Origin of the sequence: Actinophytocola xanthii, from assembly GCF_001921205.1 — a bacterium.
In the GTDB taxonomy this organism is placed as follows: Bacteria; Actinomycetota; Actinomycetes; order Mycobacteriales; family Pseudonocardiaceae; genus Actinophytocola; species Actinophytocola xanthii.
In genome coordinates this window covers 11,709-30,284 of record NZ_MSIE01000037.1, presented here as the reverse complement: position 1 = coordinate 30,284, position 18,576 = coordinate 11,709, and the positions used below count along the sequence as shown (strand labels likewise).

Sequence of the window (18,576 nt, the reverse complement as noted above, 5' to 3'; positions counted from 1 at the left end):
AACGACGCCGCGGCCTCCGTGCGCCAACCAAAGGAGGAGCGGCGTGGGTTTGTATACAATGGACCCGCTGGAGGTCGCCGGAGGCTGGGTCAACGGGTACGACCCGGTACCCCTGCCCGCCGGGCCACACGACCGACCGCGTCGCGTACTCGATCGGCTACTGCTTCCCCACCTTCAGAAGTCGGAGTGCCTGGTCGCGTTCTCGGGCGGCCGGGACTCCTCGGTACTGCTCGCCGCCGCTGTCGACCTCGCGCGCCGAGAGGGTCTACCGGTTCCGGTCCCCGTGACACTGTCCTATCCGGGCGCCGCGGACGCCGACGAGTCGGCCTGGCAGGACGCCGTACTGTCCCATTTGGGCATCAGCGAACGCGTGGTGCTGACCGTGCACGATGAGCACGACCCGCTCGGTCCGATTGGGATCCGGGTTCTCCGACAGCACGGTCTGGTGTGGCCCCCTAACTTCACCCCGACCTACCGGATGCTCACCCACGCCCGTGGTGGTGTGCTGCTCACCGGCGAGGGGGGCGACGAGGCGTTCGGCCTGAAGCGGGTCACCCCGCTGACAAAGGTGCTGAAGTCCCGCTTCCGCGTCCCACCGGCGGTCTACCGGGACGCGGCCCGAGCGCTGGCCCCGGCAGTTCTGCGCCGTCGCTCCGCACTGCGCGACCGCTACCGGCGACCGTGGCTGCGCCAGGAGACCGAGGAGCTGCTGGCCCGCCGGGACGCCGCCGACCAGGCCGCCTACGCCCTGAACGCCGGCCAGAACACCTGGCAGTTCTCGATGCGGCGCTGTGCACGGATCGGCTACGAGACGATGCGGATCCTGGCCTCCGAAATGGACACCGACTACGTCCAGGCGTTCGCAGAGCCGGAGCTGGTGGCCTCGGTGGCCGCGGCGGGCGGCTACTGGGGCTGGACCGGCCGCACGGCGACGATGCGCGACCTGTTCGGTGACCTGCTGCCCCGCGAGGTCCTGGAGCGCCGGACGAAGGCCCTGTTCGCCAACGCCGTCTTCCGCCGGTACACCCGCGAGTTCGCCCGCCGCTGGAGCGGCGCGGGCGTCGACCCCGAGCTCGTGGACGCCGAGGCCCTGCGCGAGAACTGGCTCTCGCCCACCCCGCACGCCCCGACGATGTCACTGCTGCAGCAGGCCTGGCTGGCCGAGAACCCTCGCTGACCCGCCGCGGAGGAGTTCAGCGAGGTCCGGCCATCGAGGCCAGCCGGGCGGCGAGCCGGGCGGCGGCCGCGCGCAGTTCCGGCGGCTCGAGCACCTCCGCCTCGAAGCCCAGGCGGGCCACGTGCACGGCGAGCCAGTCCGGGTCCTCCCCGCCGGCGACAAGCACGCACCACCCGTCGCGGTCGTCCTCGACCTGCGCCACCTGGGGCGGCACCAGCTCCCGCACCTGCTCCGCCCGGGCCCGGATGCGGACGCGGGCGAGGTACCGGTACGGCGCCGCGGTCACCGACCGCTGGACGTAGGCGACCGGATCGGGGTGTTCTCTCGGGCGGAAGCGCCAGGTCGTCGCCTCGACCTGGCGCATCCGGTCCAGCCGGAAGGTGCGCCAGTCCGCGCGGTCGACGTCCCAGGCCATCAGGTACCAGCGGCGGTTGGTGGCGACCATCCGCACCGGCTCGACAGTGCGCTCGCGCTCCTCGCCCTCGCCCTCACGCGGCCGTCGCCCGGCGTAGCGGAACCGCACCCGGATCGCGTCGCGGCAGGCCCGGGCGAGCGTCACCAGCAGCTCGGCGTCGATCTCGACACCGGCTCCGACGAGGGTGTCGGTGGCGTCGTGCACGGCCCTGACCTCGGTTCGCAGCCGGGGCGGCATCACCTGGTCGAGCTTGGCGAGCACCCGCAGCGCGGCCTCGCCGGCCCCGGCGACCGTGCCGCCGGTGGCCATCCGCAGCGACACCGCGGTCGCGATCGCCTCCTCGTCGTCGAGCAGCAGCGGCGGCAGCCGGGTGCCGGCGCCGAGCTGGTAGCCGCCACCGACGCCGGCCGTCGCGTGGACGGGGTAGCCGAGCGCGCGCAACCGTTCCACGTCGCGGCGCACCGAGCGGTCGGTGACGCCGAGCTCGGCGGCGAGCTCGGCAGCGGTCCAGGACGGCCTGCGCTGCAGCAGTGCCAGCAGCCGCAGCACTCGCTCGGTCGTCGCCTCGACGGTCACCCGACGATCGTGGCACAGATCTAGGAACGATCCTGTCCGCTATTCGCGCAAGAGTATGATCATGACCGACCAGACCTGGAACGCCCTGCTTCGAGACCAGATCGACTGGCACTGGACCAACCAGCTGCGCGGCCGCCTCGACGGGCTCACCGACGAGGAGTACTTCTGGGAGCCGGTGCCCGGCTGCTGGAACGTGCGGCCACGGGGCACCGGCACCGCACCGGTGCAGGCCGGTTCCGGCGCGGTGACCGTCGACTTCGCGATGCCCGAGCCCGACCCGGCGCCGTTCACGACGATCGCCTGGCGACTCGGGCATGTGCTCGTCGGCGTGCTCGCCATGCGCAACGCCTCGCACTTCGGCCGGCCGCCCACCGACTACGACTCGTTCGAGTACGCCGAGACCGCGGCCGAGGCGCTGGCCCAGCTGGACGAGGAGTACGCGCGGTGGCAGGCCGGGGTCGAGGCGCTCGGCGAGGCCGGCCTCGCCCGTCCCTGCGGGGAGGCGGAAGGACAGTACGCCACGCTTCCGATGGCCGCGCTCGTGCTACACATCAACCGCGAGCTGATCCACCACCTGTCCGAGGTGTGCCTGCTCCGCGACCTCCACCTGCACACCCACGGGAAGGCGAGCTGATGGCCCGCACTGTCCAGATCACGTTCGACTGTGCCGACCCCGCCGCCCTGGCGGCGTTCTGGGCGCAGGCCCTCGGCTACCGGCTCCAGGACCCACCGCCGGGCTTCGGCTCGTGGGAGCAGGCCCTGGAGGCGATGGGGGTGCCGCCCGAGCGCCGCAACGACGCCTCGGCGCTGGTCGACCCCGCAGGCGAGGGGCCGCGGTTGTTCTTCCAGCGGGTTCCCGAGGGCAAGCAGGCGAAGAACCGCGTACACCTCGACGTGCGTGCGGCGCCGGGGCTGGACGGCGACGCGCGGATGGCCGCACTGGAGACCGAGGCCGAACGGCTGGTCGCGCTCGGCGCCACCCGGCTGCGGCGCCACGAGCCCGCGCCGCCGCTCGGGGCCGGCCACATCGTGCTGACCGACCCGGAGGGCAACGAGTTCTGCCTGGACTGAGCCGGCTAGGGCTGTGCGGACGTGCCCTAACCGGCCACCGCGCTGGGGACCGACACCGCGTCCAGCAGGTCGGCCAGGACACCGTCGGCGAACGGGAGGCCCCAGGGGATGGTCGCCTCGAACACCGGGACGCGTTCGACCAGGTCGGCCAGGGACTGGAAGGCGGCCGCCGCCGAGGCGGGGTCGGACCAGCCCAGGACCCTCGGGTAGCGGCTCAGGCTCAGCAGGGCGATCGACGGCCGCAGCCGGCGGACGGCGACCCGCTGCGCGGCGCGGTCCGGGCGCGGCACGACGCAGGCGGCCAGCGGCAGCGGGTCACCGGTCCAGGTGCGCGGGCTCACCGCGAGCCGGCCGTCGGCGGTCTCGCGGACGGTGTCGGCCGGGGCCGCCGTCGCGAGGGGACGGGCGCTCGGCCGCAGGCGGCTCTCGGTCCCCCCGGGGTGGACGAGCAGGGTCTCCCCGACCCGGTCGACCCGGAGCAGGTCGTCGGAGACCAGGTCGCAGCCGACCCCGCAGAGCGCCGCCGACACCGTCGACTTGCCCATCCCGGACGAGCCGACGAACGCCAGCGCGCGGCCGTCGCGGTGGACGGCGCTGGCGTGCAGCACATGCGCGTGCCGCAGCATCAGGTGTACGGCCAGCAGGGTTCCCGAGATCATCACCGAGAGCAGGCCCTCGTCCGCTCCCGGCGCGAGGTGCACCGAGACCGTCGAGAGCGTCGGGTCGCCGGCGAAGTCGCACAGGCCGGGGTACCGCAGCACGGTCCCGGAGGCCGACCGGCCGAGCGTGTAGAAGATCGAGCCGTCCGGCCGGGTCACCTCGGCCAGGCGCTCGGATCCCGGGCGCTCCTCGGGGACCGGGCGGTCGGCGCCCCGGCGCAGCAGCACGTCCGGTTCGCCGCCGGCGCACGGCGGCAGCGGTAGCGCGATGTCGCTCGCGACCAGGAGGCCGTAGGCGCGGTAGGTGAACACCTCAGCGTCCCAGGGTCGCGAAGCCGGCGGCGGTGGGGTCGAGCGTGCGGCCGTCGACCTCCAGCCAGGAGTGGGCGACCAGCCCGGACGCGTCCCGGCGCACGCCGATCCGCAGCACCGGCGAGAGCCGGCGCAGCCGGTGGCCGGCAACCAGGCAGCGGCGCAGGCAGGTGTCCCCCGCGGGCCACCGGCTGGTGACCGCCGAGCAGGCGCGCAGGGCGGTCCTGGCCCAGCCGGGCAACACCGCCGGCTCGGTGGCCGGCGGGCTCGCGCTCTCCAGGTCGGGGACCACTCCCAGCGCGTGGCACACCACCCGCAGGTCCTGCCGGCGCAGCATGAGCTCGATCCGGGCCAGTGAGAACAGCGCCGAGGCGACCTCGATCAGGAACCGGGGACGCCGCATCACCGGAGCAGCCGCGCTTCCCGCAGCCGGCCGACGAACGCCTCGACGTCGCGGCGGGCGACCTCCTCGTCCACCTCGTACTCGCCCACGATCCGCTCGACCAGCTCGTCGGCCGAGTGCTCCTCACCGAGCAGCTCGAAGATCCGGGTCCCGATTCCCGTGACCGAGAAGTACTGGGAGTCCGACAGGCTCAGGATGATGGTCTCGTCACCGACGGTGCGGGCCGAGATGTCGTTCGATCGCAGGCGCATGGGGCGTTCCTTTCGCGGACCACGTCCATAGTGGATTCGCCGGTGAACCACGGAGCGTTACCGGCCGGGGCCGACCGCGAAACAACTGTGACCATGACAGCGATTCTCCTTGTGTGCGAATCGATCCGAGAACCGAGAACACCGCGAGGCCGGCCCCGCCGGCACTCCCCACCGCGGTCCGAACACCACTGGCTGTAGCGGCCGTGTGCGGGGCGGTGGCCCTGGTGGTGCTCGGGGTGCTGTTCGCCGGCCAGACCAGCGGCACCGCCTTCGACGCCTGGATCCGCTCCCCGCTGATGGAGCTGCACGCGCCCTGGCGCCAGATCGCCCTGGTCGTCGACTACACCGCGGAACCGGTCGGCGGCGCGCTCGTGCTCGGCACGCTGACGCTGGTGTTCCTCCGGCTCGGCCACCGCAGGGCCGCTCTGCTGACCGTGCTCGGCACCGGTACGAGCATCGCGATCACCACCGGCCTGAAACCCGTTGTGGGCAGGGACATCAACAACGGGTTCTTCGCGTTTCCCAGCGGCCACACGGCTACCGCCACCGCGTTCGCCCTCGTCGCCATGCTGGTGCTGGTTCAGCGCAGACGGCTGCGCGCCACCCCCGCCACCGCGCTCGTCGCCGCGGTGACGCTCACCGCGGCCGTGGTGATGGCCTTTGCCCAGGTACTGCTCAACGCCCACTACCCGACCGACACCATCGGCGGCTTCGCCACCGCGGTCGCGGTCGTCCCGGCCGTCGGCCACGCCATCGACCGGGTGGCCGACCGCGCTCAGGGCCGGGAGACCACGAAGTAGGCGTAGCGCTCGTCCAGCTCGTCCTTCGGCACGAGCTGGACCGACTCCGGTCGCAGGCCCGACTTCGTGACCAGCTCCCAGAACTCGGCGATCCCGTAACTGGTCATGCCGGCGACCCCGGTCCGGTAGGCACGCCGGCGGGAGCGCGTCCAGAAGCCCCCGTCGTGGTACTTCACCTGGATCAGGGCCAGACCGCCCGGCTTCAACAACCGCTGGGCCACCCGCAGCAACCGCTCGCCGTACTCCGGCGTTGGCAGCAGCTCGAAGACGTAGCAGCAGAGGAAGACGTCGCAGGGACCGATCTCGTCCACGGCGCGCTCGGGGTCGGCCACCTCGACCAGCACCGGCCGGTACGGGGTGTCGCAGTGTGCTGCCACCTGCCGACCGCACTCCTCGAGGCTCTCGGCCGACACGTCCACACCGACGAACTCGGTGGCGGCCTCGGCGAAGTGCACCGCGTTGGCACCGCCCCCGCAGCCCCACTCCACGACCCGCCCCCACGGCCGGTCGAACCCGGTCAGCCGGGCGCCGCGCTGGAACATCTCCAGGTGGCGCCGGCCGATCCGGGACCAGAGGTCGCTCCCGTCGAACACCGAGGCGTCGCGCCAGTGCGAGTTGGCCTTCCAGCGCGCACCGCCGGCGTCGGACCAGTAGTCCTGCGCGTCCGCGGAGATCGTCGTCTCCGGCTGGCTCATCCCGACCCGGCTGAGGGTCCGCTGCAGGAGCTCCTCGACCTGACCGCCGGCCTGCCGGACTCGGCTACGAACGTCCATCGTCACTCCTCAGGCGAAGCGTCGGAACACCGGACGGACCGCGCGGCCGCCCATCCACGGCGTCGGGTCGTCCGCGTCGAGTGCGCGCCGGTACACCGCACAGGCCCTGGCGACCACCTCGACCGTGCGGTCGATGTCCGATTCGGACAGTGCGCTGCTCACCACGAACGACGGGGCGAGCACGCTGCCGGACAGCAGCTGGCGCAGGAACAGCGTCCGGTACTCCTGGGAGGGCCTGCCCTGGTTGTCGAGCGTGGCGAACACGAGGTTGCTGTCCCGGCCCCGCACCACCACGTGCTCGGCGACGCCGGCGGTCGCGGCCACCGCGCGCACCCCGGCGGCGAGGCGTGCGCCGAGCGCGTGCAGCCGTTCGGCGATGCCCTCCTCGACGTAGGTCTCCATGACCGCCATCGCCGCGGCGAGCCCCGGCGCCTCGGCACCGTGCGTCGTCGACAGCAGGAACACCCGCTCGCGGCTGTCCCGCAGGCCGCCGAGCTCCATCAGCTCGCGGGTTCCGGCGAGTGCGGAGACGGCGAACCCGTTGCCCAGCGCCTTGCCGAAGGTGGAAAGGTCGGGCGTCACGCCGTACACGCCCTGCGCGCCGGACTCCGACCAGCGGAAGCCGGTGATCATCTCGTCGAACACCAGCACGACGCCGTGCCGGGTGCACAGCTCGCGCAGGCCGCGCAGGTACCCGGGCGGCGGGTCAGCCTGGGTCGCGGCCTCCAACACGACACAGGCGATCCGCCCGTCGTGCAGGGCGAACAGGTTCTCCAGCGCCGTCAGGTCGCCGTAGGGAAAGGTCACCGTCAGCTCGGCGACGGCCGAGGGGATGCCGGCGGCCATGGCCGTCGTGGCGATGAACCAGTCGTCGGTGGAGAAGAACGGCTGGTCGCGGCAGATCGCGACCATCGACCGGCCGGTCGCGGCCCGGGCGAGCCGGATCGCGGCGGTGGTCGCGTCCGAGCCGTTCTTGGCGAACTTGACCATCTCCGCGGTCGGCACGGTGGCCAGGAAGCGCTGCGCGGCCTCCAGCTCGATCACCCCGGGCCGGACGAAGTTCGACCCCAGCTCGAGCTGGGCACGCACGGCCTCGGTCACTCGGGGGTGGGCGTGGCCGAGGCTGACCGAACGCAGCCCGGAGCCGTACTCGATGTAGCCGTGCCCGTCGACGTCCCAGACGTGTGCACCGCGGCCGTGCGAGATCACCGGCGCCATGCCCTCGGGGTACTGGTCCTCGCCCTTGGCGTAGGTGTGCGCCCCGCCGGGCACCAGGTCGTGCAGGCGCTTGTTCGCCTCGCGGGAGTTCGTGAAATCCACTGGCCCTAAATCCCTTCCAACGCGGCCTGCAGCGAGGGCGCTCGTTTGTCCCGTTCGGACATCAGCGCCACGGGTAACGGCCACGGGATGGCGAGCTCCGGGTCGTCGAACGCGATCGACACGTCCTCGGACGGGTCGTGCGCGCGGTCGATGCGGTAGGACACGTCGGCCGGGTCGGTCAGCGCCTGGAACCCGTGCGCACAGCCGGCCGGCACGTACAGCGTCACCTGGGTGTCGCCGGACAACGTGAAGTGCCCCTGGTTGAGGTAGGTCGGGGAGTCCGGCCGCAGGTCCACCACCACGTCGAAGACCTGTCCGTAGGAGCAGCGGACGAGCTTGGCCTCGCCCCGGCCCGAGCGCAGGTGCATCCCGCGCAGCACGCCGCGACGCGAGCGGGAGAGGCTGTCCTGGACGAACCCGTCCGGGTCGATGCCGACCGATGCGACGACGTCGTGGTCGAACGTCCGGGAGAAGAACCCGCGCTCGTCGGCGTGCGGGGTCGGCTCGAACAGGAACGCGCCGGCGATCTCCGGCACCGGGCGGGCCTTCACGAGGCCCTCCCGGCGGGGGCGGCCGCCGGTACCGGGGCACCGAGCAGCGTCGAGGACAGCACCTCGTACTGGTGGTCGAGCGCCGCGGCGTTGACGGCCGCCCGCTCGGCGAGCACCGGCCGGATCCGCTCCGCCCGCCGCTCCACCTCGTGCAGCTGCTCGACCAGCAGGTCCACGTCCACAGCGCGGGCGTCCTGGCAGTACTCGCCCAGCCCCATCTCGGCCATCAGCCGCTCGCCCTTGGCCGAGTAGCAGACCGCCACGGTGGGCTTCGCCAGCTTGAGCGAACAGAGAACGTTGTGGTAGCGGGTCGCGACAACCGCGTCGAGCCCCGCGATCTGCGCCATCAGCTCGCCCACCGTCGCCACCGGCTCGAAGACCAGGGCCGACGGGTCGAGGTCGGACCGGGCACGCACGTCCTCGACGATCTCCGCGACGACCCCCTGGTCCGGCTCGTCACCGGTGAGCAACCGCACCCGGCGGCCCTCGGCGAGCAGCCGCCGCACGAGCTGCTTCATCCCCTCTACATAGGACGTGTGGATGTCCTCGGCCCGGTGCCGTTCGCCGGTCCCGCCGTGGAAGTCCATCAACCCCACGCCGACGGTTCCCGGCTCGGCCTCCGCCGGTGGGACCGGCAACGCGAACGCCAGGTCCGGGTACACCTCGTCGGCCCCACCGACGCCCATCGCCAACACCGCGTCCCGGGAGAGCTGGTCGCGGAACGACCGGTAGTGCACGAGCCGCGCGGCCCAGCGGAACAGCGACCGCAGCGACCGCTGCTCGACGGTGTTCGCTCCGACGTTGATCATGGCGACCTTCGTCCCGGCGAGACGGCCGGACAGGCCGAGCAGGAAGACGGAGAAGGGAAAGCCCCACGGCCGAAGCGGAAGAGTGTTCTCCAGGATCCCGGTCCCCGGCACGAGCACGACGTCCTGACGGCGCACCCAACGCACCAGGCGCAGGGCATCCCGGACCTTGCCGACCGCCTTGAGCCCGACCCGAACCGGCAGGACCGGCCGCCGCTCCCGCTCGGAGTACCAGTACAGCGGGGTGGCCCGGATCCCGAACCTGGCCGAGACGACCTCGGGCCCGGAGCACAGACAGGCGAGCTCGGCGTCCGGGTGGCGCTCGCGCAGGTAGGCGACCACCGCCTCCAGACACCCGTCGTTGCCGAGGTTCCCCCCGCCGAACATCCCGAACAGTCCGATCCTCACGACACCCTCCCGGGCACGATGCCGTCGATCGTCAGCACCTGGGTCGTCGGCGCGACACCCTGCGGCTCGTTGGACGCGCCGACACCGGCCCTCGCCCGGGTGGCGAACCAGCGGGCGAGGTGCCGGTAGCACCGGCGCTTCTCGACGGCGCTGATCGGCGCCCGGTGGACCAGGCCCACGAACCCCAGGACGTACTCGCCGAGCAGCCGGACCACGGGGTGGCGCAGCCGGTCGGCGCGCCGAGGGTCCAGGTTGGCGCAGCGGCTGCGCACCGACGGGTGGGCGCGCTCGGCGCGCGTCGGGTGGTCGCGGCGGAAGTAGAGCAGCTCGGGCACCTGATGGAACGGGCCGTGCATGGCGATCTCGGCGACGAAGGTCCGGTCGGCGTGGTGGTAGCTGTCGTGCGGCCGCACCCGGCGCAGCACGTCGGTACGCATCACGCCGTAGAAGTCGTCGCCGCCGGAGGCGAACAGCAGGCCGGCGAAGCGTTCTGACGGGGACGGCGAGTCGGTCGGCATCCGGTAGTCGAACGGCGCGATGACCCGACCCGAGCTGTCGATCGTGGCGTTCCACGTGTGCGCCAGCACCACCTCCGGGTGTGCGTCGAGCGCCTCGACGCACACCGCCAGCAGGTCCCGCCCGTAGAGGTCGTCGTGCGAGGCCCACTTGAACAGCTCGCCCCTGGCCAGCGTGAGCACGTGGTTGTGGTTGGGCGCCGCGCCGATGTTGACCGGCAGCCGGTGGTAGCTGATGCGGGAGTCCCGTGCCGCATACCGGCGGCAGATCTCCTCGGTGCCGTCGGTGGAGGCGTTGTCGGTGATGATCAGCTCGAAGTCCTCGTAGGACTGTCCGAGCAACGCCTCGAGGGACTCCGCGAGGTACTCCTCGCCGTTGTAGACGGGCAGGCCGATGCTCAACCGGGGCACGGTGGTCATGTCGTCCTCATCTCGATGGCGGCGAACTCCTCGGTCTTCGGCTCGGCCGTGGCGGCGTGCTCGCGCAGCGCCGCCCGCAGCTGGAGCCACCACACGACGGCGCCGCACCACATGGCGATGGTCGAGCCCCAGGTCGCGCCGAGGGCACCGGCCAACCAGGCGCCGGCCAGGCCGCCGCCGAGGTAGCCGGCGGAGGCGAACAGCTGGGCCCGCAGGCTGCGGCTCGCGGCGCCGAGCGCACGCAGGCCGGCTGCGGCGCCGGCGACAACGCCGGCACCGGTGACCGACAGCGCGACCGGCAGGATCAGCTGGGAGGCCGGGCCCCACACGTCGTCCAGCACGAGCCGGCCGACCGAGTCCGGCACGGCGAACAGCAGCGCCAGGCCCCAGAGCGCGGCCGCGACGGCCTGCCCCCCGCCCAGCACCAGGCAGAACCGCGCCAGGCGGTGCGGGGCGTGGCGCAGCACCCTGCTCGCCTCCGGCACCGCGACCAGGCTCAGGCCCATGAGCAGCGCGAGGAACGGACCGAGCAGCAGCTCCGCACCGCGGATCGCGCCGACCGCGGACAGCCCCACGATTCCGCCGACGCCGTACATGCGCAGCTGGGAGGCACCGGAGTTGCTGACGTTCTCCATCAGGTAGCGGCTGCCCAGCTCCTTGTGCCGGCGCAGCCACTCGCCGACCCCGTCCAGGCGCGGGGTGATCCCGCTCTGCAGCCAGCCGCAGCCGGCGGCGAGCACCGAGGCCCCGCCCCAGGCGAGCACGAAGACCCACACCGTGTCGTTGCCCGCCGCCAGCAGCAGCGCCGGCACCATGCCCGCGGCCCACACCAGGTCGTTGACGAACGCCTTGTGGCCCTGCCCCGCCGCGAAGAACGCGTACCGCCAGCTGTCCTGGAGCAGCATCCCGGGCACGACGACGCCGAGCGCGACGAACGCGGCACCCAGCGACCCGCCCAGCGTCATCCCGACGGCAACGCTGAGCGCGCCGAACGCCAGGCCGACCGCGACCGCGGTACCGGTCGCGCTGGTCGTCGCGGCCCGCCAGCGGTCCGGCGCGACCGCGGAGAACCGGACCATCAGCGGGTCGGTCGCCAGCCCGCGGGAGACGTTGAGCACGACGCCGTAGGTGACCCAGGCGAGGCTGAAGATGCCGAACCCGGTCACCCCGAGCTCGCGCGCCACGACCACGCCGACCAGGAAGTTCGTCATGCTCGACACGGCCTGGTCGCCCAGCCCCCAGCTGAGCCGACCGAGGATTCCCCTGATACCCACGTCCGCTACGCCTCCTTCAGGAGGTCGGCGGCGCGCAGGGCGTCGGCGGCGGCGACGACGGCGGTGAACGGCAGCCCGGCTCGCTCGGCGATGTCGAGCAGGCTGTGCCAGCCGTCGGAGAGGTTGAGCACCCAGAGCATCGCGAGCTGGGCGTCCTTGGCGTCGCTGCGCCCGCCGAGCGAGTCGTACAGGCCGCGCCGGCCGAGTTGGGGCTCGCCGTACGGGCTGAGGTTGACGAAGGTTCGGTTCCGGTCGAGCACCGCGAACGCCTCCCGGCATACGGCCAGGGTGTCCACCATGGCCTCGGGCGAGACGAAGTCCGGGTTGTCGCCGGAGGTGTGGTACTCGGGGTAGCCGGCGTAGGGCGTGCGGGTGAGCGAGCCGACGCCCAGGTTGTAGCCGGGCGAGCAGTACTGCCGCTCGTCGTAGCCGTAGGGCGAGAAGTCCCGCATCTCGTGTGGACGGTCCCGCAGGACGTGCGCCAGCACCCGGTCGATCTCGGCGTCACCCCGGCGGCTTCGCTTGTAGGTCAACGGACCCGGGTCACCGGCACACGCGAGCACCAGGCCGTGGCGCACCTGCTCGACCACCGCGGCGTTGCGCGCCAACCAGGTGATCGCGCCGATGGTGCCGGGCGCGAAGATGAAGCGGTAGGTGTAGTACGGGTTCACCAGCGACCGGGCGAGCTGCACTGCGACCGCGACACCGGCCAGGTTGTCGTTGGCCAGCGAGGGGTGGCAGACGTGGCAGCTGACGATCACCTCCTGGTCGACCTGGCCGCGCACCACGTGCTCGCCGTAGGTGAGCGAGCCGTCGGCCAGCGTCGAGTCGACGACGACCTCGTAGTCGCCGTCGGGCAGCGCGTCCAGCACGTTCTGGGCGAGGCAGAAGCCCCAGGTCGGCTGGTAGTAGCTGGTGCGGTACGGGACGAGGTCGGGCTGGTCGGGCAGCGTGTGCAGGTGCTCACGCAGCTCGGCGAGCGGCATCGTGGTCCGCACCGGCACGCTGTAGCCGACCACGTGCAGGTTCGACTCACGGAAGTCGATCACACGCCGGCCGGTCGCGTCGGCCACGTAGGCGTCGCGGATGTTCCATTCTTTCGGCACGGTCCAGTCGAGAACCTGGGTTCCGGTCGGCACCTCGTGCACGGTGAGCGGGATGAGGTCGTCGATGACGGCGAGCGTCTGGCGCACACCGTCGCCGGTGATGCTCCTGCACAGCGGGTACAGCCGTCGCACGAGGGCGTCCATCTCGGCCCCGGCGCCCCCCGTCACCGGGCGTGCCGCAGGGTGGCGTCGACGTCCCCACCGGCGGACCGCTCACGCAGCCAGGCGAGCCGGGTGAACCGCTGTTCGAAGCCCTCCCGGGTCAGACCGTGTCGCTGGTAGGCCTCGATGAGCTCGACCGCGCCGTCCTTGACCGTCCAGGCGCACTCGAAGCCGGGAACCGCCTCGCGGAAGCGGGAGAAGTCGACCCGGTAGGACCGGGGGTCGGCCCCCGCCTCGCCGGTGATCCGCAGCCGTGCCCCCGGGACCACCTCGACCACCTCGGTCGCGATCTCCGCGACCGTCACGTTGTTACGCTCGGTCCCGATGTTGAAGGCCCGGTCGTGCACGGCCTCGCGGGGTGCCTCCAGGGCGGCGAGGAAGGCACTCGCGATGTCCCTCGCGTGCACCAGGGGGCGCCAGGGCGTGCCGTCGGAGAGCACCAGCACCTCGCCGGACAGGTACGCGTGGCCGACCAGGTTGTTGAGCACGATGTCCGCGCGCAACCGGGGCGAGAAGCCGAAAGCCGTCGCGTTGCGGAGGTACACCGGGGTGAAGTCGCCGTCGGCCAGCTCGTGCAGGTCGTCCTCGACGCGAACCTTCGACTCCGCGTACGGGGTGACCGGCCGCAGCGGCGCGTCCTCACCGACCAGTCCGTCACCGCCGGCGGCGCCGTACACCGAGCAGGTCGAGGCGTAGAGGAACCGACCCACACCGGCGTCACGGGCCAGCCGGGCCAGCCGCACCGAGGCGTGGTGGTTGATGTCGTAGGTGAGCTCGGGGGCGAGCGCTCCCAGCGGGTCGTTGGACAGCGCGGCGAGATGCACCACCGCGTCCACACCGGACAGGTGTTCCGCGGTGACGTCGCGCAGGTCGACCTCGTGGCCGGGCGGGTCGGCCGGCGCCGGGCCGAGCACGCAGGGCCCGAACAACCCCGAGTCCAGCCCGATCACCTCGTGCCCGGCGTCCTGGAGAACCGGGGCCATCACGGTACCCAGGTATCCTTTGTGGCCGGTCAGCAGAACGCGCATGTCAGTTGCCCTCCAGGTCGAGAACCAGCTTCGTGACGTGGAATGCCTCCGCATAGCGCGACTGGCACTCGATCCCCCGGATCCGCGCCAACCCGAGGAAGGCCTCGCGGTCGTACCAGGGGCGGTGTCGCTGGGACGGGTAGTACCGCGCCAGCAGCTCCACCTTCCGCTCCGCCAGTTCCGGGGTGAGCGGCTGGTACACGGTGGGGCGGGCTAGGTCGCCGTCCCACTTGACGATCTCGTAGCCGAGCACCAGGTGGTCACGGAACGCCGTCGGCACCAGCTGGGCGAGGCCACGGTGGTCCTGGTGCGCGTCGTCGGTGCGCGGCGCCAGCAGCAGGTCGGGCTCGGTGCGCCCGCGCAGCTCCTCGAGCGCGGACTTGGCCTCGTCCCAGTGCGCTGGCAGCCGCCCGTCGGGGAGCTTCAGCACCGTCACGTCGAGGTCGGCGTCCGGGCAGAACGCGGCGAGCGCCGCGCGCTCCTCGTCCTCCCGCTCGGTGCCGCCGCCGGAGAGCACGAGCGCGTCGACCCGCAGTCCGGGCCGCGCGCGGCACAGCGCGTGCAGCGTGCCGCCGGCGCCGATGGCGATGTCGTCGCAGTGCGCGCCGAGCGCCACGACCCGACCGATGCGGGCGGCCCCCAGGCGGATCACGCCGTCCTCGCCGGGACCTTCGCGTGCTCCCACAGCGCCCACGGCCGCTCGCCGCGCGCGTAACCGTCGTCGAGCGCGAACCGCTCCTTGACCGTGTCGGTCGGCCGCCAGAACCCGCGGTAGGGGTAGGCGAGCAGCCGGCCGCGCTTGGCCAGCTCGCCGCATCCGTCGGCGACCAGGTCGCCGCCCTCGGGGATGTGGTCGAAGATCTCCTGGCGCAGCACGAAGTAGCCGCCGTTCTCCCACAGCGGCATCTCGCTGACCGCCGTGATCGAGCCGACCCTGTTGCCCTCGCCCATCTCCACGCAGTGGAAGGAGGACTGCGGCGGTACGACCATCATCGAGGCGCCGGCGTCGGAGGCGGCGAACCGGTCGACCATCAGGTCCAGCGGCGCGTCGGTGAGTACGTCGGCGTAGTTGGCGAGGAACATCTCGTCGCCGTCGAGGTGCTCGCGCACCCGGCGCAGCCGCTCGCCGATCGCCGACTCGATACCGGTCTGCACGAAGGAGATCGACCAGTCCGCGATGTCGGTGCTGAGCAGCTCCGCCTTGCCGCCCCGCAGGATGAAGTCGTTGGAGATGGTCTCCTCGTAGTTGAGGAAGAAGTTCTTGATGTGGTGCGCCCCGTAGCCGAGGCACAGCACGAACTCGGTGTGGCCGAAGTGCGCGTAGTAGCGCATCACGTGCCAGATCAGCGGGCGCGGCCCGACCATGGCCATGGGCTTGGGCACGTCGTCGGCGGCACCGTTGCGCATGCGCATCCCGTACCCGCCGCAGAACAGCACGACCTTCACGGCTTCACCTCGACGATCTCCAGGCTCGGGATAGGGAACACGAGCCTGCCGCCCCACTCGCCCACATAGGACAGTTGGGTGGTCAGCTCGTCCCGCAGGTTCCACGGCAGGACGAGCACGTAGTCCGGCTGGTCCTCGGCGATCCGCTCCGGCGCCAGGATGGGGATCCTGGTCCCCGGCGTGAACCGGCCGTGCTTGTAGGGGTTCCGGTCCACCGTGTAGGACAGCAGGTCCGGACGGATGCCGCAGTGGTTGAGCAGGGTGTTGCCCTTGCCCGGCGCGCCGTAGCCGACCACGGTCTTGCCCTCGGCGGCGGCGGTGGTGAGGAAGGCGAGCAGCTCGCGGCGCACGGTCGCGACCCGGGTGGCGAACTCGGCGTAGCCGGCGAGCTCGTGCAGCCCGGCGGCCTTCTCCCGTGCGAGCACGTCGAGCACGGCCGCGCTCGGCTCCTCGGCGATCTCGGCCGGGCGGGCCCACAGCCGGATCGAGCCGCCGTGGGTCGGCAGCAGCTCCACGTCGACCAGCGACAGGCCGCCGCTGGCGAGCGCGCGCTGCGCGGAGGCGACCGTGTAGTACTGGAAGTGCTCGTGGTAGATCGTGTCGTACTGGTTGTGCTCGATCAGCGAGAGCAGGTGCTGCACCTCGATCGAGACCCAGCCGTCGTCGGCGACGAGGTTGCGCAGGCCCTTGGTGAAGCCGACGACGTCGGGGATGTGCGCGTAGACGTTGTTCGCGACGACGAGGTCGGCCGGGCCGTGCTCCTCCCGGACCGCGGCACCGGTCAGCGGGGTGAGGAACTCGGTGAGCGTGGGCACGCCCTTCTCCCTGGCGGCCTCGCCGACGTTGACCGAGGGCTCGATGCCCAGGCACCGGATGCCGCCCGCGGCGACGTGCTGGAGCAGGTAGCCGTCGTTGCTGGCCACCTCGACGACGAACGAGTCGGCGTGCAGCCCGAGCCGGACGACCGAGTTGAGCACGAACCAGCTCGCGTGGTCGACCCAGGAGTCCGAGTACGAGGAGAAGTAGGCGTACTCGGTGAAGGTCTCCTCGGGGCTGATCAGCGGGGGCAGCTGGGCGAGCCAGCAGCTCGTGCAGACCCGCAGATGCAGCGGGTAGGTCAGCTCCGGCTGGTCGAGCTGGTCCCGGGTGAGGAACAGCTCGCAGGGGGGTGTCGCGCCGAGGTCGACGACGCTCTCCAGGTTCTCCGAACCACACAGGCGGCAGGTCATCATCAGTACGCCCCCTGCCCGCCGAGCACGGCCCGGAAGGTCTTCCACAAGATCATTGCGTCCATAGCCAGCGACCAGTCCTCCACATAGCGCAGGTCCAACCGAACCGCCTCTTCCCACGACAGGTCGCTACGTCCGCTGACCTGCCACAATCCCGTCAGTCCGGGCTTCACGAGCAGCCGGCGCCGCATGTCCGGCTCGTATTTGGCGGACTCCTCCGGCAGCGGCGGCCGCGGTCCCACCAGGGACATGGCGCCGGAGAGCACGTTGAGCAGCTGCGGGAGCTCGTCGAGCGAGTAGCGCCGCAGCACCGCGCCGACCCGGGTGACCCGCGGGTCCTTGCGCATCTTGAACAGCACACCGGCGCCCTCGTTGGCCGCGGCGAGCTCGTTCCTGAGCCGGTCGGCGTCGCGCACCATCGTGCGGAACTTGAGGATGGTGAACTCCCTGCCGCCCTTCCCGACCCGTCGCTGCCGGTAGAACACCGGTCCTCGGCTGTCGGCGGCGATGGCGACCGCGGCGATGGTCATCACCGGCAGCGCCATGAGCAGCAGCACGACCGCACCGACCCGGTCGACCACGCCCTTGACCACCCGGCGCATGCCGGTGAACGTCGGCGCCGAGACCCGCAGCAGAGGCATCCCGAGCACGCCGGTGACGTGCAGCCGGGGACCGGCGACCTCCATCAGCGTCGGCGCGACGACCATCTCCGCGCCGCTGCCCTCGAGCCGCCAGGCGAGCTGCTGGAGGCGCCGGGGGGTCCAGTAGGAGTCGGCCGTGATCGCGACGATCCGGTAGCCGCCCCTGCGGACGTGGTCGGCGAGCTCGTCGAGCCGGCCGACCACCGAGACGCCGTCGATCTCGTCGACCGGGTCGCCGGTGCCGCCGGCGGTGCACACGGCGGCGACCTTCCACCCGATGTGCGAGTTCTGCTGCGTGCGGCGGATCAGGTCGCTGACCGTCTCCGGCCCACCGGCGGCCATGACCGGCAGCAGACACTCGCCCACCCGCCGCGCCTTGTGCAGGTACTGGCGGAGCAGGTACCGCGCGAGCAGGGCGAGCAGCGCGTTCACCGGCACGACGACGAAGACCCAGGGGCGGGCGGAGACCACGCCGGTGGCGAGCCCCGCGAGCGCCAGCGTGACCGCGGCGGCGAACATGCCGCGGCCGAGCCGCACGTACTCCTCGGCGCCCTGACCCAGCGCGACGGGGTGCCAGGCGCGGTTGGTGGCGATGGAGACGAGCACCACGGCGACGGTGAGGAAGCCGAGCGTGAGGTCCTTGAAGAGGGCCGCGCCGCTGACGCTCACCCAACCGCCGACCCCCACCGCGGTGAGCAGCGTGACGGAGACGTCGCTCGCGATCACGAGCCGCCGGTACCGCGGCTCCCAGCTGGCCACCGGCGGCTGGGAGAGCTCTCCCGGCGAGAGAGCGTTATCACGCTGTGTGAGACCCCGCCATCGTGTGGGTCTCCACCGCGGGGCACCGAGTTGTTGGTCACTCATTGTCGTCCCCCTGGCCGTGTGGGTGCTGACACACGGTGGGATCGAGGGCCGACGTAGACGGCCCGTGGTTGCCGATTCGCTTGCAACCCAACGAATCGGTCTGCCCCTCGCCGAGCCGCGGTCGCGTTCTCTGATTCGTTTCACCTCGGGCACCTGTTACACGGAGGGTGAAAGTGGATTCATCCGGACGGGTTGCAGACCAGGCGAAATACACCGTCGAGAGTGGATTTCTACTTGACCCGTCACATACCGCGACGACTACTGACCCCACTCGATGGCCCAGCGAGCTGTCCTACCGTGTAGCGGAGCACGCGGTGAGCCATCCGCACCCGGTGCCTGACCCACTCGGCAGACCAGCCCCACGACGTG

At 71.9% G+C, this 18,576-nt stretch carries 20 protein-coding genes; 4 read left to right on the top strand and 16 right to left on the bottom strand.

The window, feature by feature from the left end:
* Positions 1 to 43 precede the first annotated feature (43 nt).
* Complete coding sequence (locus tag BU204_RS20110; RefSeq protein WP_233160426.1) at positions 44 to 1,177, top strand: asparagine synthase-related protein; 1,134 nt, start codon at positions 44 to 46, stop codon at positions 1,175 to 1,177.
* Between the two features lie 16 nt (positions 1,178 to 1,193).
* Here the strand turns inward: BU204_RS20110 and BU204_RS20105 are convergent, their stop codons facing one another.
* On the bottom strand, positions 1,194 to 2,168 hold the full coding sequence (locus BU204_RS20105; RefSeq protein WP_075127250.1) for a helix-turn-helix transcriptional regulator: 975 nt from the start codon (positions 2,166 to 2,168) through the stop codon (positions 1,194 to 1,196).
* Between the two features lie 61 nt (positions 2,169 to 2,229).
* Here BU204_RS20105 and BU204_RS20100 point away from each other — a divergent pair, with 61 nt between their 5' ends.
* On the top strand, positions 2,230 to 2,802 hold the full coding sequence (locus BU204_RS20100) for a DinB family protein (protein ID WP_075127334.1): 573 nt from the start codon (positions 2,230 to 2,232) through the stop codon (positions 2,800 to 2,802).
* On the top strand, positions 2,802 to 3,239 hold the full coding sequence (locus BU204_RS20095; RefSeq protein ID WP_075127249.1) for a VOC family protein: 438 nt from the start codon (positions 2,802 to 2,804) through the stop codon (positions 3,237 to 3,239). The genes BU204_RS20100 and BU204_RS20095 overlap by 1 nt, the downstream gene beginning before the upstream one ends.
* A gap of 26 nt (positions 3,240 to 3,265) precedes the next feature.
* Here BU204_RS20095 and BU204_RS20090 read toward each other — a convergent pair whose 3' ends face one another.
* The 3 genes from BU204_RS20090 to BU204_RS20080 are packed head-to-tail and all read right to left on the bottom strand — an operon-like array spanning position 3,266 to position 4,864.
* A complete protein-coding gene (locus BU204_RS20090) occupies positions 3,266 to 4,210 on the bottom strand; it encodes a hypothetical protein (RefSeq protein WP_075127248.1) in 945 nt (314 codons plus the stop codon).
* Position 4,211: 1 nt separating this feature from the next.
* Complete coding sequence (locus BU204_RS20085) at positions 4,212 to 4,613, bottom strand: lasso peptide biosynthesis B2 protein (protein WP_075127247.1); 402 nt, start codon at positions 4,611 to 4,613, stop codon at positions 4,212 to 4,214.
* Complete coding sequence (locus tag BU204_RS20080; RefSeq protein ID WP_075127246.1) at positions 4,613 to 4,864, bottom strand: PqqD family protein; 252 nt, start codon at positions 4,862 to 4,864, stop codon at positions 4,613 to 4,615. Before BU204_RS20080 ends, BU204_RS20085 begins: the two co-directional genes overlap by 1 nt.
* Before the next feature lie 113 nt (positions 4,865 to 4,977).
* Here BU204_RS20080 and BU204_RS20075 point away from each other — a divergent pair, with 113 nt between their 5' ends.
* Positions 4,978 to 5,664, top strand: a complete 687-nt coding sequence (locus BU204_RS20075) for a phosphatase PAP2 family protein (protein ID WP_143229608.1) — start codon at positions 4,978 to 4,980, stop codon at positions 5,662 to 5,664.
* Here the strand turns inward: BU204_RS20075 and BU204_RS20070 are convergent.
* From BU204_RS20070 to BU204_RS20015, 12 genes are all read right to left on the bottom strand, one after another.
* The gene (locus BU204_RS20070) at positions 5,640 to 6,437 is read right to left on the bottom strand and encodes a class I SAM-dependent methyltransferase (RefSeq protein WP_075127245.1); all 798 of its coding nucleotides are present in this window, start codon (positions 6,435 to 6,437) and stop codon (positions 5,640 to 5,642) included. The two genes, BU204_RS20075 and BU204_RS20070, sit on opposite strands and share 25 nt — an antisense overlap.
* A gap of 9 nt (positions 6,438 to 6,446) precedes the next feature.
* Entirely contained in the window at positions 6,447 to 7,757 is a 1,311-nt protein-coding gene (locus BU204_RS20065; RefSeq protein WP_075127244.1) for a glutamate-1-semialdehyde 2,1-aminomutase, read from the bottom strand.
* Positions 7,758 to 7,762: 5 nt separating this feature from the next.
* The gene (rfbC, locus tag BU204_RS20060) at positions 7,763 to 8,308 is read right to left on the bottom strand and encodes a dTDP-4-dehydrorhamnose 3,5-epimerase (RefSeq protein WP_075127243.1); all 546 of its coding nucleotides are present in this window, start codon (positions 8,306 to 8,308) and stop codon (positions 7,763 to 7,765) included.
* A complete protein-coding gene (locus BU204_RS20055) occupies positions 8,305 to 9,522 on the bottom strand; it encodes a polysaccharide pyruvyl transferase family protein (protein ID WP_233160425.1) in 1,218 nt (405 codons plus the stop codon). The genes rfbC and BU204_RS20055 overlap by 4 nt, the downstream gene beginning before the upstream one ends.
* A complete protein-coding gene (locus tag BU204_RS20050) occupies positions 9,519 to 10,457 on the bottom strand; it encodes a glycosyltransferase family 2 protein (protein ID WP_075127242.1) in 939 nt (312 codons plus the stop codon). Before BU204_RS20050 ends, BU204_RS20055 begins: the two co-directional genes overlap by 4 nt.
* Entirely contained in the window at positions 10,454 to 11,668 is a 1,215-nt protein-coding gene (locus tag BU204_RS20045; protein WP_233160435.1) for an MATE family efflux transporter, read from the bottom strand. The genes BU204_RS20050 and BU204_RS20045 overlap by 4 nt, the downstream gene beginning before the upstream one ends.
* Before the next feature lie 68 nt (positions 11,669 to 11,736).
* Positions 11,737 to 12,981 (bottom strand): DUF4910 domain-containing protein, encoded by a 1,245-nt coding sequence (locus BU204_RS20040; RefSeq protein WP_075127331.1) that lies wholly within the window; start codon positions 12,979 to 12,981, stop codon positions 11,737 to 11,739.
* Positions 12,982 to 13,001: 20 nt separating this feature from the next.
* Entirely contained in the window at positions 13,002 to 14,027 is a 1,026-nt protein-coding gene (locus BU204_RS20035; protein WP_075127240.1) for an NAD-dependent epimerase/dehydratase family protein, read from the bottom strand.
* 1 nt (position 14,028) lies between these two features.
* On the bottom strand, positions 14,029 to 14,679 hold the full coding sequence (locus BU204_RS20030; protein WP_075127330.1) for a PIG-L deacetylase family protein: 651 nt from the start codon (positions 14,677 to 14,679) through the stop codon (positions 14,029 to 14,031).
* Positions 14,676 to 15,473 carry a glycosyltransferase family protein gene (locus BU204_RS20025; RefSeq protein WP_075127239.1) on the bottom strand — a complete coding sequence of 266 codons (798 nt, stop codon included), beginning with the start codon at positions 15,471 to 15,473 and terminating at the stop codon, positions 14,676 to 14,678. Before BU204_RS20025 ends, BU204_RS20030 begins: the two co-directional genes overlap by 4 nt.
* Entirely contained in the window at positions 15,470 to 16,705 is a 1,236-nt protein-coding gene (locus BU204_RS20020) for a class I SAM-dependent methyltransferase (RefSeq protein WP_075127238.1), read from the bottom strand. Before BU204_RS20020 ends, BU204_RS20025 begins: the two co-directional genes overlap by 4 nt.
* On the bottom strand, positions 16,705 to 18,207 hold the full coding sequence (locus BU204_RS20015) for a sugar transferase (protein WP_083661457.1): 1,503 nt from the start codon (positions 18,205 to 18,207) through the stop codon (positions 16,705 to 16,707). Before BU204_RS20015 ends, BU204_RS20020 begins: the two co-directional genes overlap by 1 nt.
* Positions 18,208 to 18,576: the final 369 nt, after the last annotated feature.

Coding starts and splice junctions, on each gene's coding strand:
- BU204_RS20040 (WP_075127331.1), bottom strand. CDS start 12,981: ATGGACGCCCTCGTGCGACGGCTGTACCCGCTGTGCAGGAGCATCACC.
- BU204_RS20085 (WP_075127247.1), bottom strand. CDS start 4,613: ATGCGGCGTCCCCGGTTCCTGATCGAGGTCGCCTCGGCGCTGTTCTCA.
- BU204_RS20050 (WP_075127242.1), bottom strand. CDS start 10,457: ATGACCACCGTGCCCCGGTTGAGCATCGGCCTGCCCGTCTACAACGGC.
- BU204_RS20015 (WP_083661457.1), bottom strand. CDS start 18,207: ATGAGTGACCAACAACTCGGTGCCCCGCGGTGGAGACCCACACGATGG.
- BU204_RS20095 (WP_075127249.1), top strand. CDS start 2,802: ATGGCCCGCACTGTCCAGATCACGTTCGACTGTGCCGACCCCGCCGCC.
- BU204_RS20020 (WP_075127238.1), bottom strand. CDS start 16,705: ATGATGACCTGCCGCCTGTGTGGTTCGGAGAACCTGGAGAGCGTCGTC.
- BU204_RS20100 (WP_075127334.1), top strand. CDS start 2,230: ATGACCGACCAGACCTGGAACGCCCTGCTTCGAGACCAGATCGACTGG.
- BU204_RS20070 (WP_075127245.1), bottom strand. CDS start 6,437: ATGGACGTTCGTAGCCGAGTCCGGCAGGCCGGCGGTCAGGTCGAGGAG.
- BU204_RS20080 (WP_075127246.1), bottom strand. CDS start 4,864: ATGCGCCTGCGATCGAACGACATCTCGGCCCGCACCGTCGGTGACGAG.
- BU204_RS20035 (WP_075127240.1), bottom strand. CDS start 14,027: ATGCGCGTTCTGCTGACCGGCCACAAAGGATACCTGGGTACCGTGATG.
- BU204_RS20045 (WP_233160435.1), bottom strand. CDS start 11,668: ATGACGAACTTCCTGGTCGGCGTGGTCGTGGCGCGCGAGCTCGGGGTG.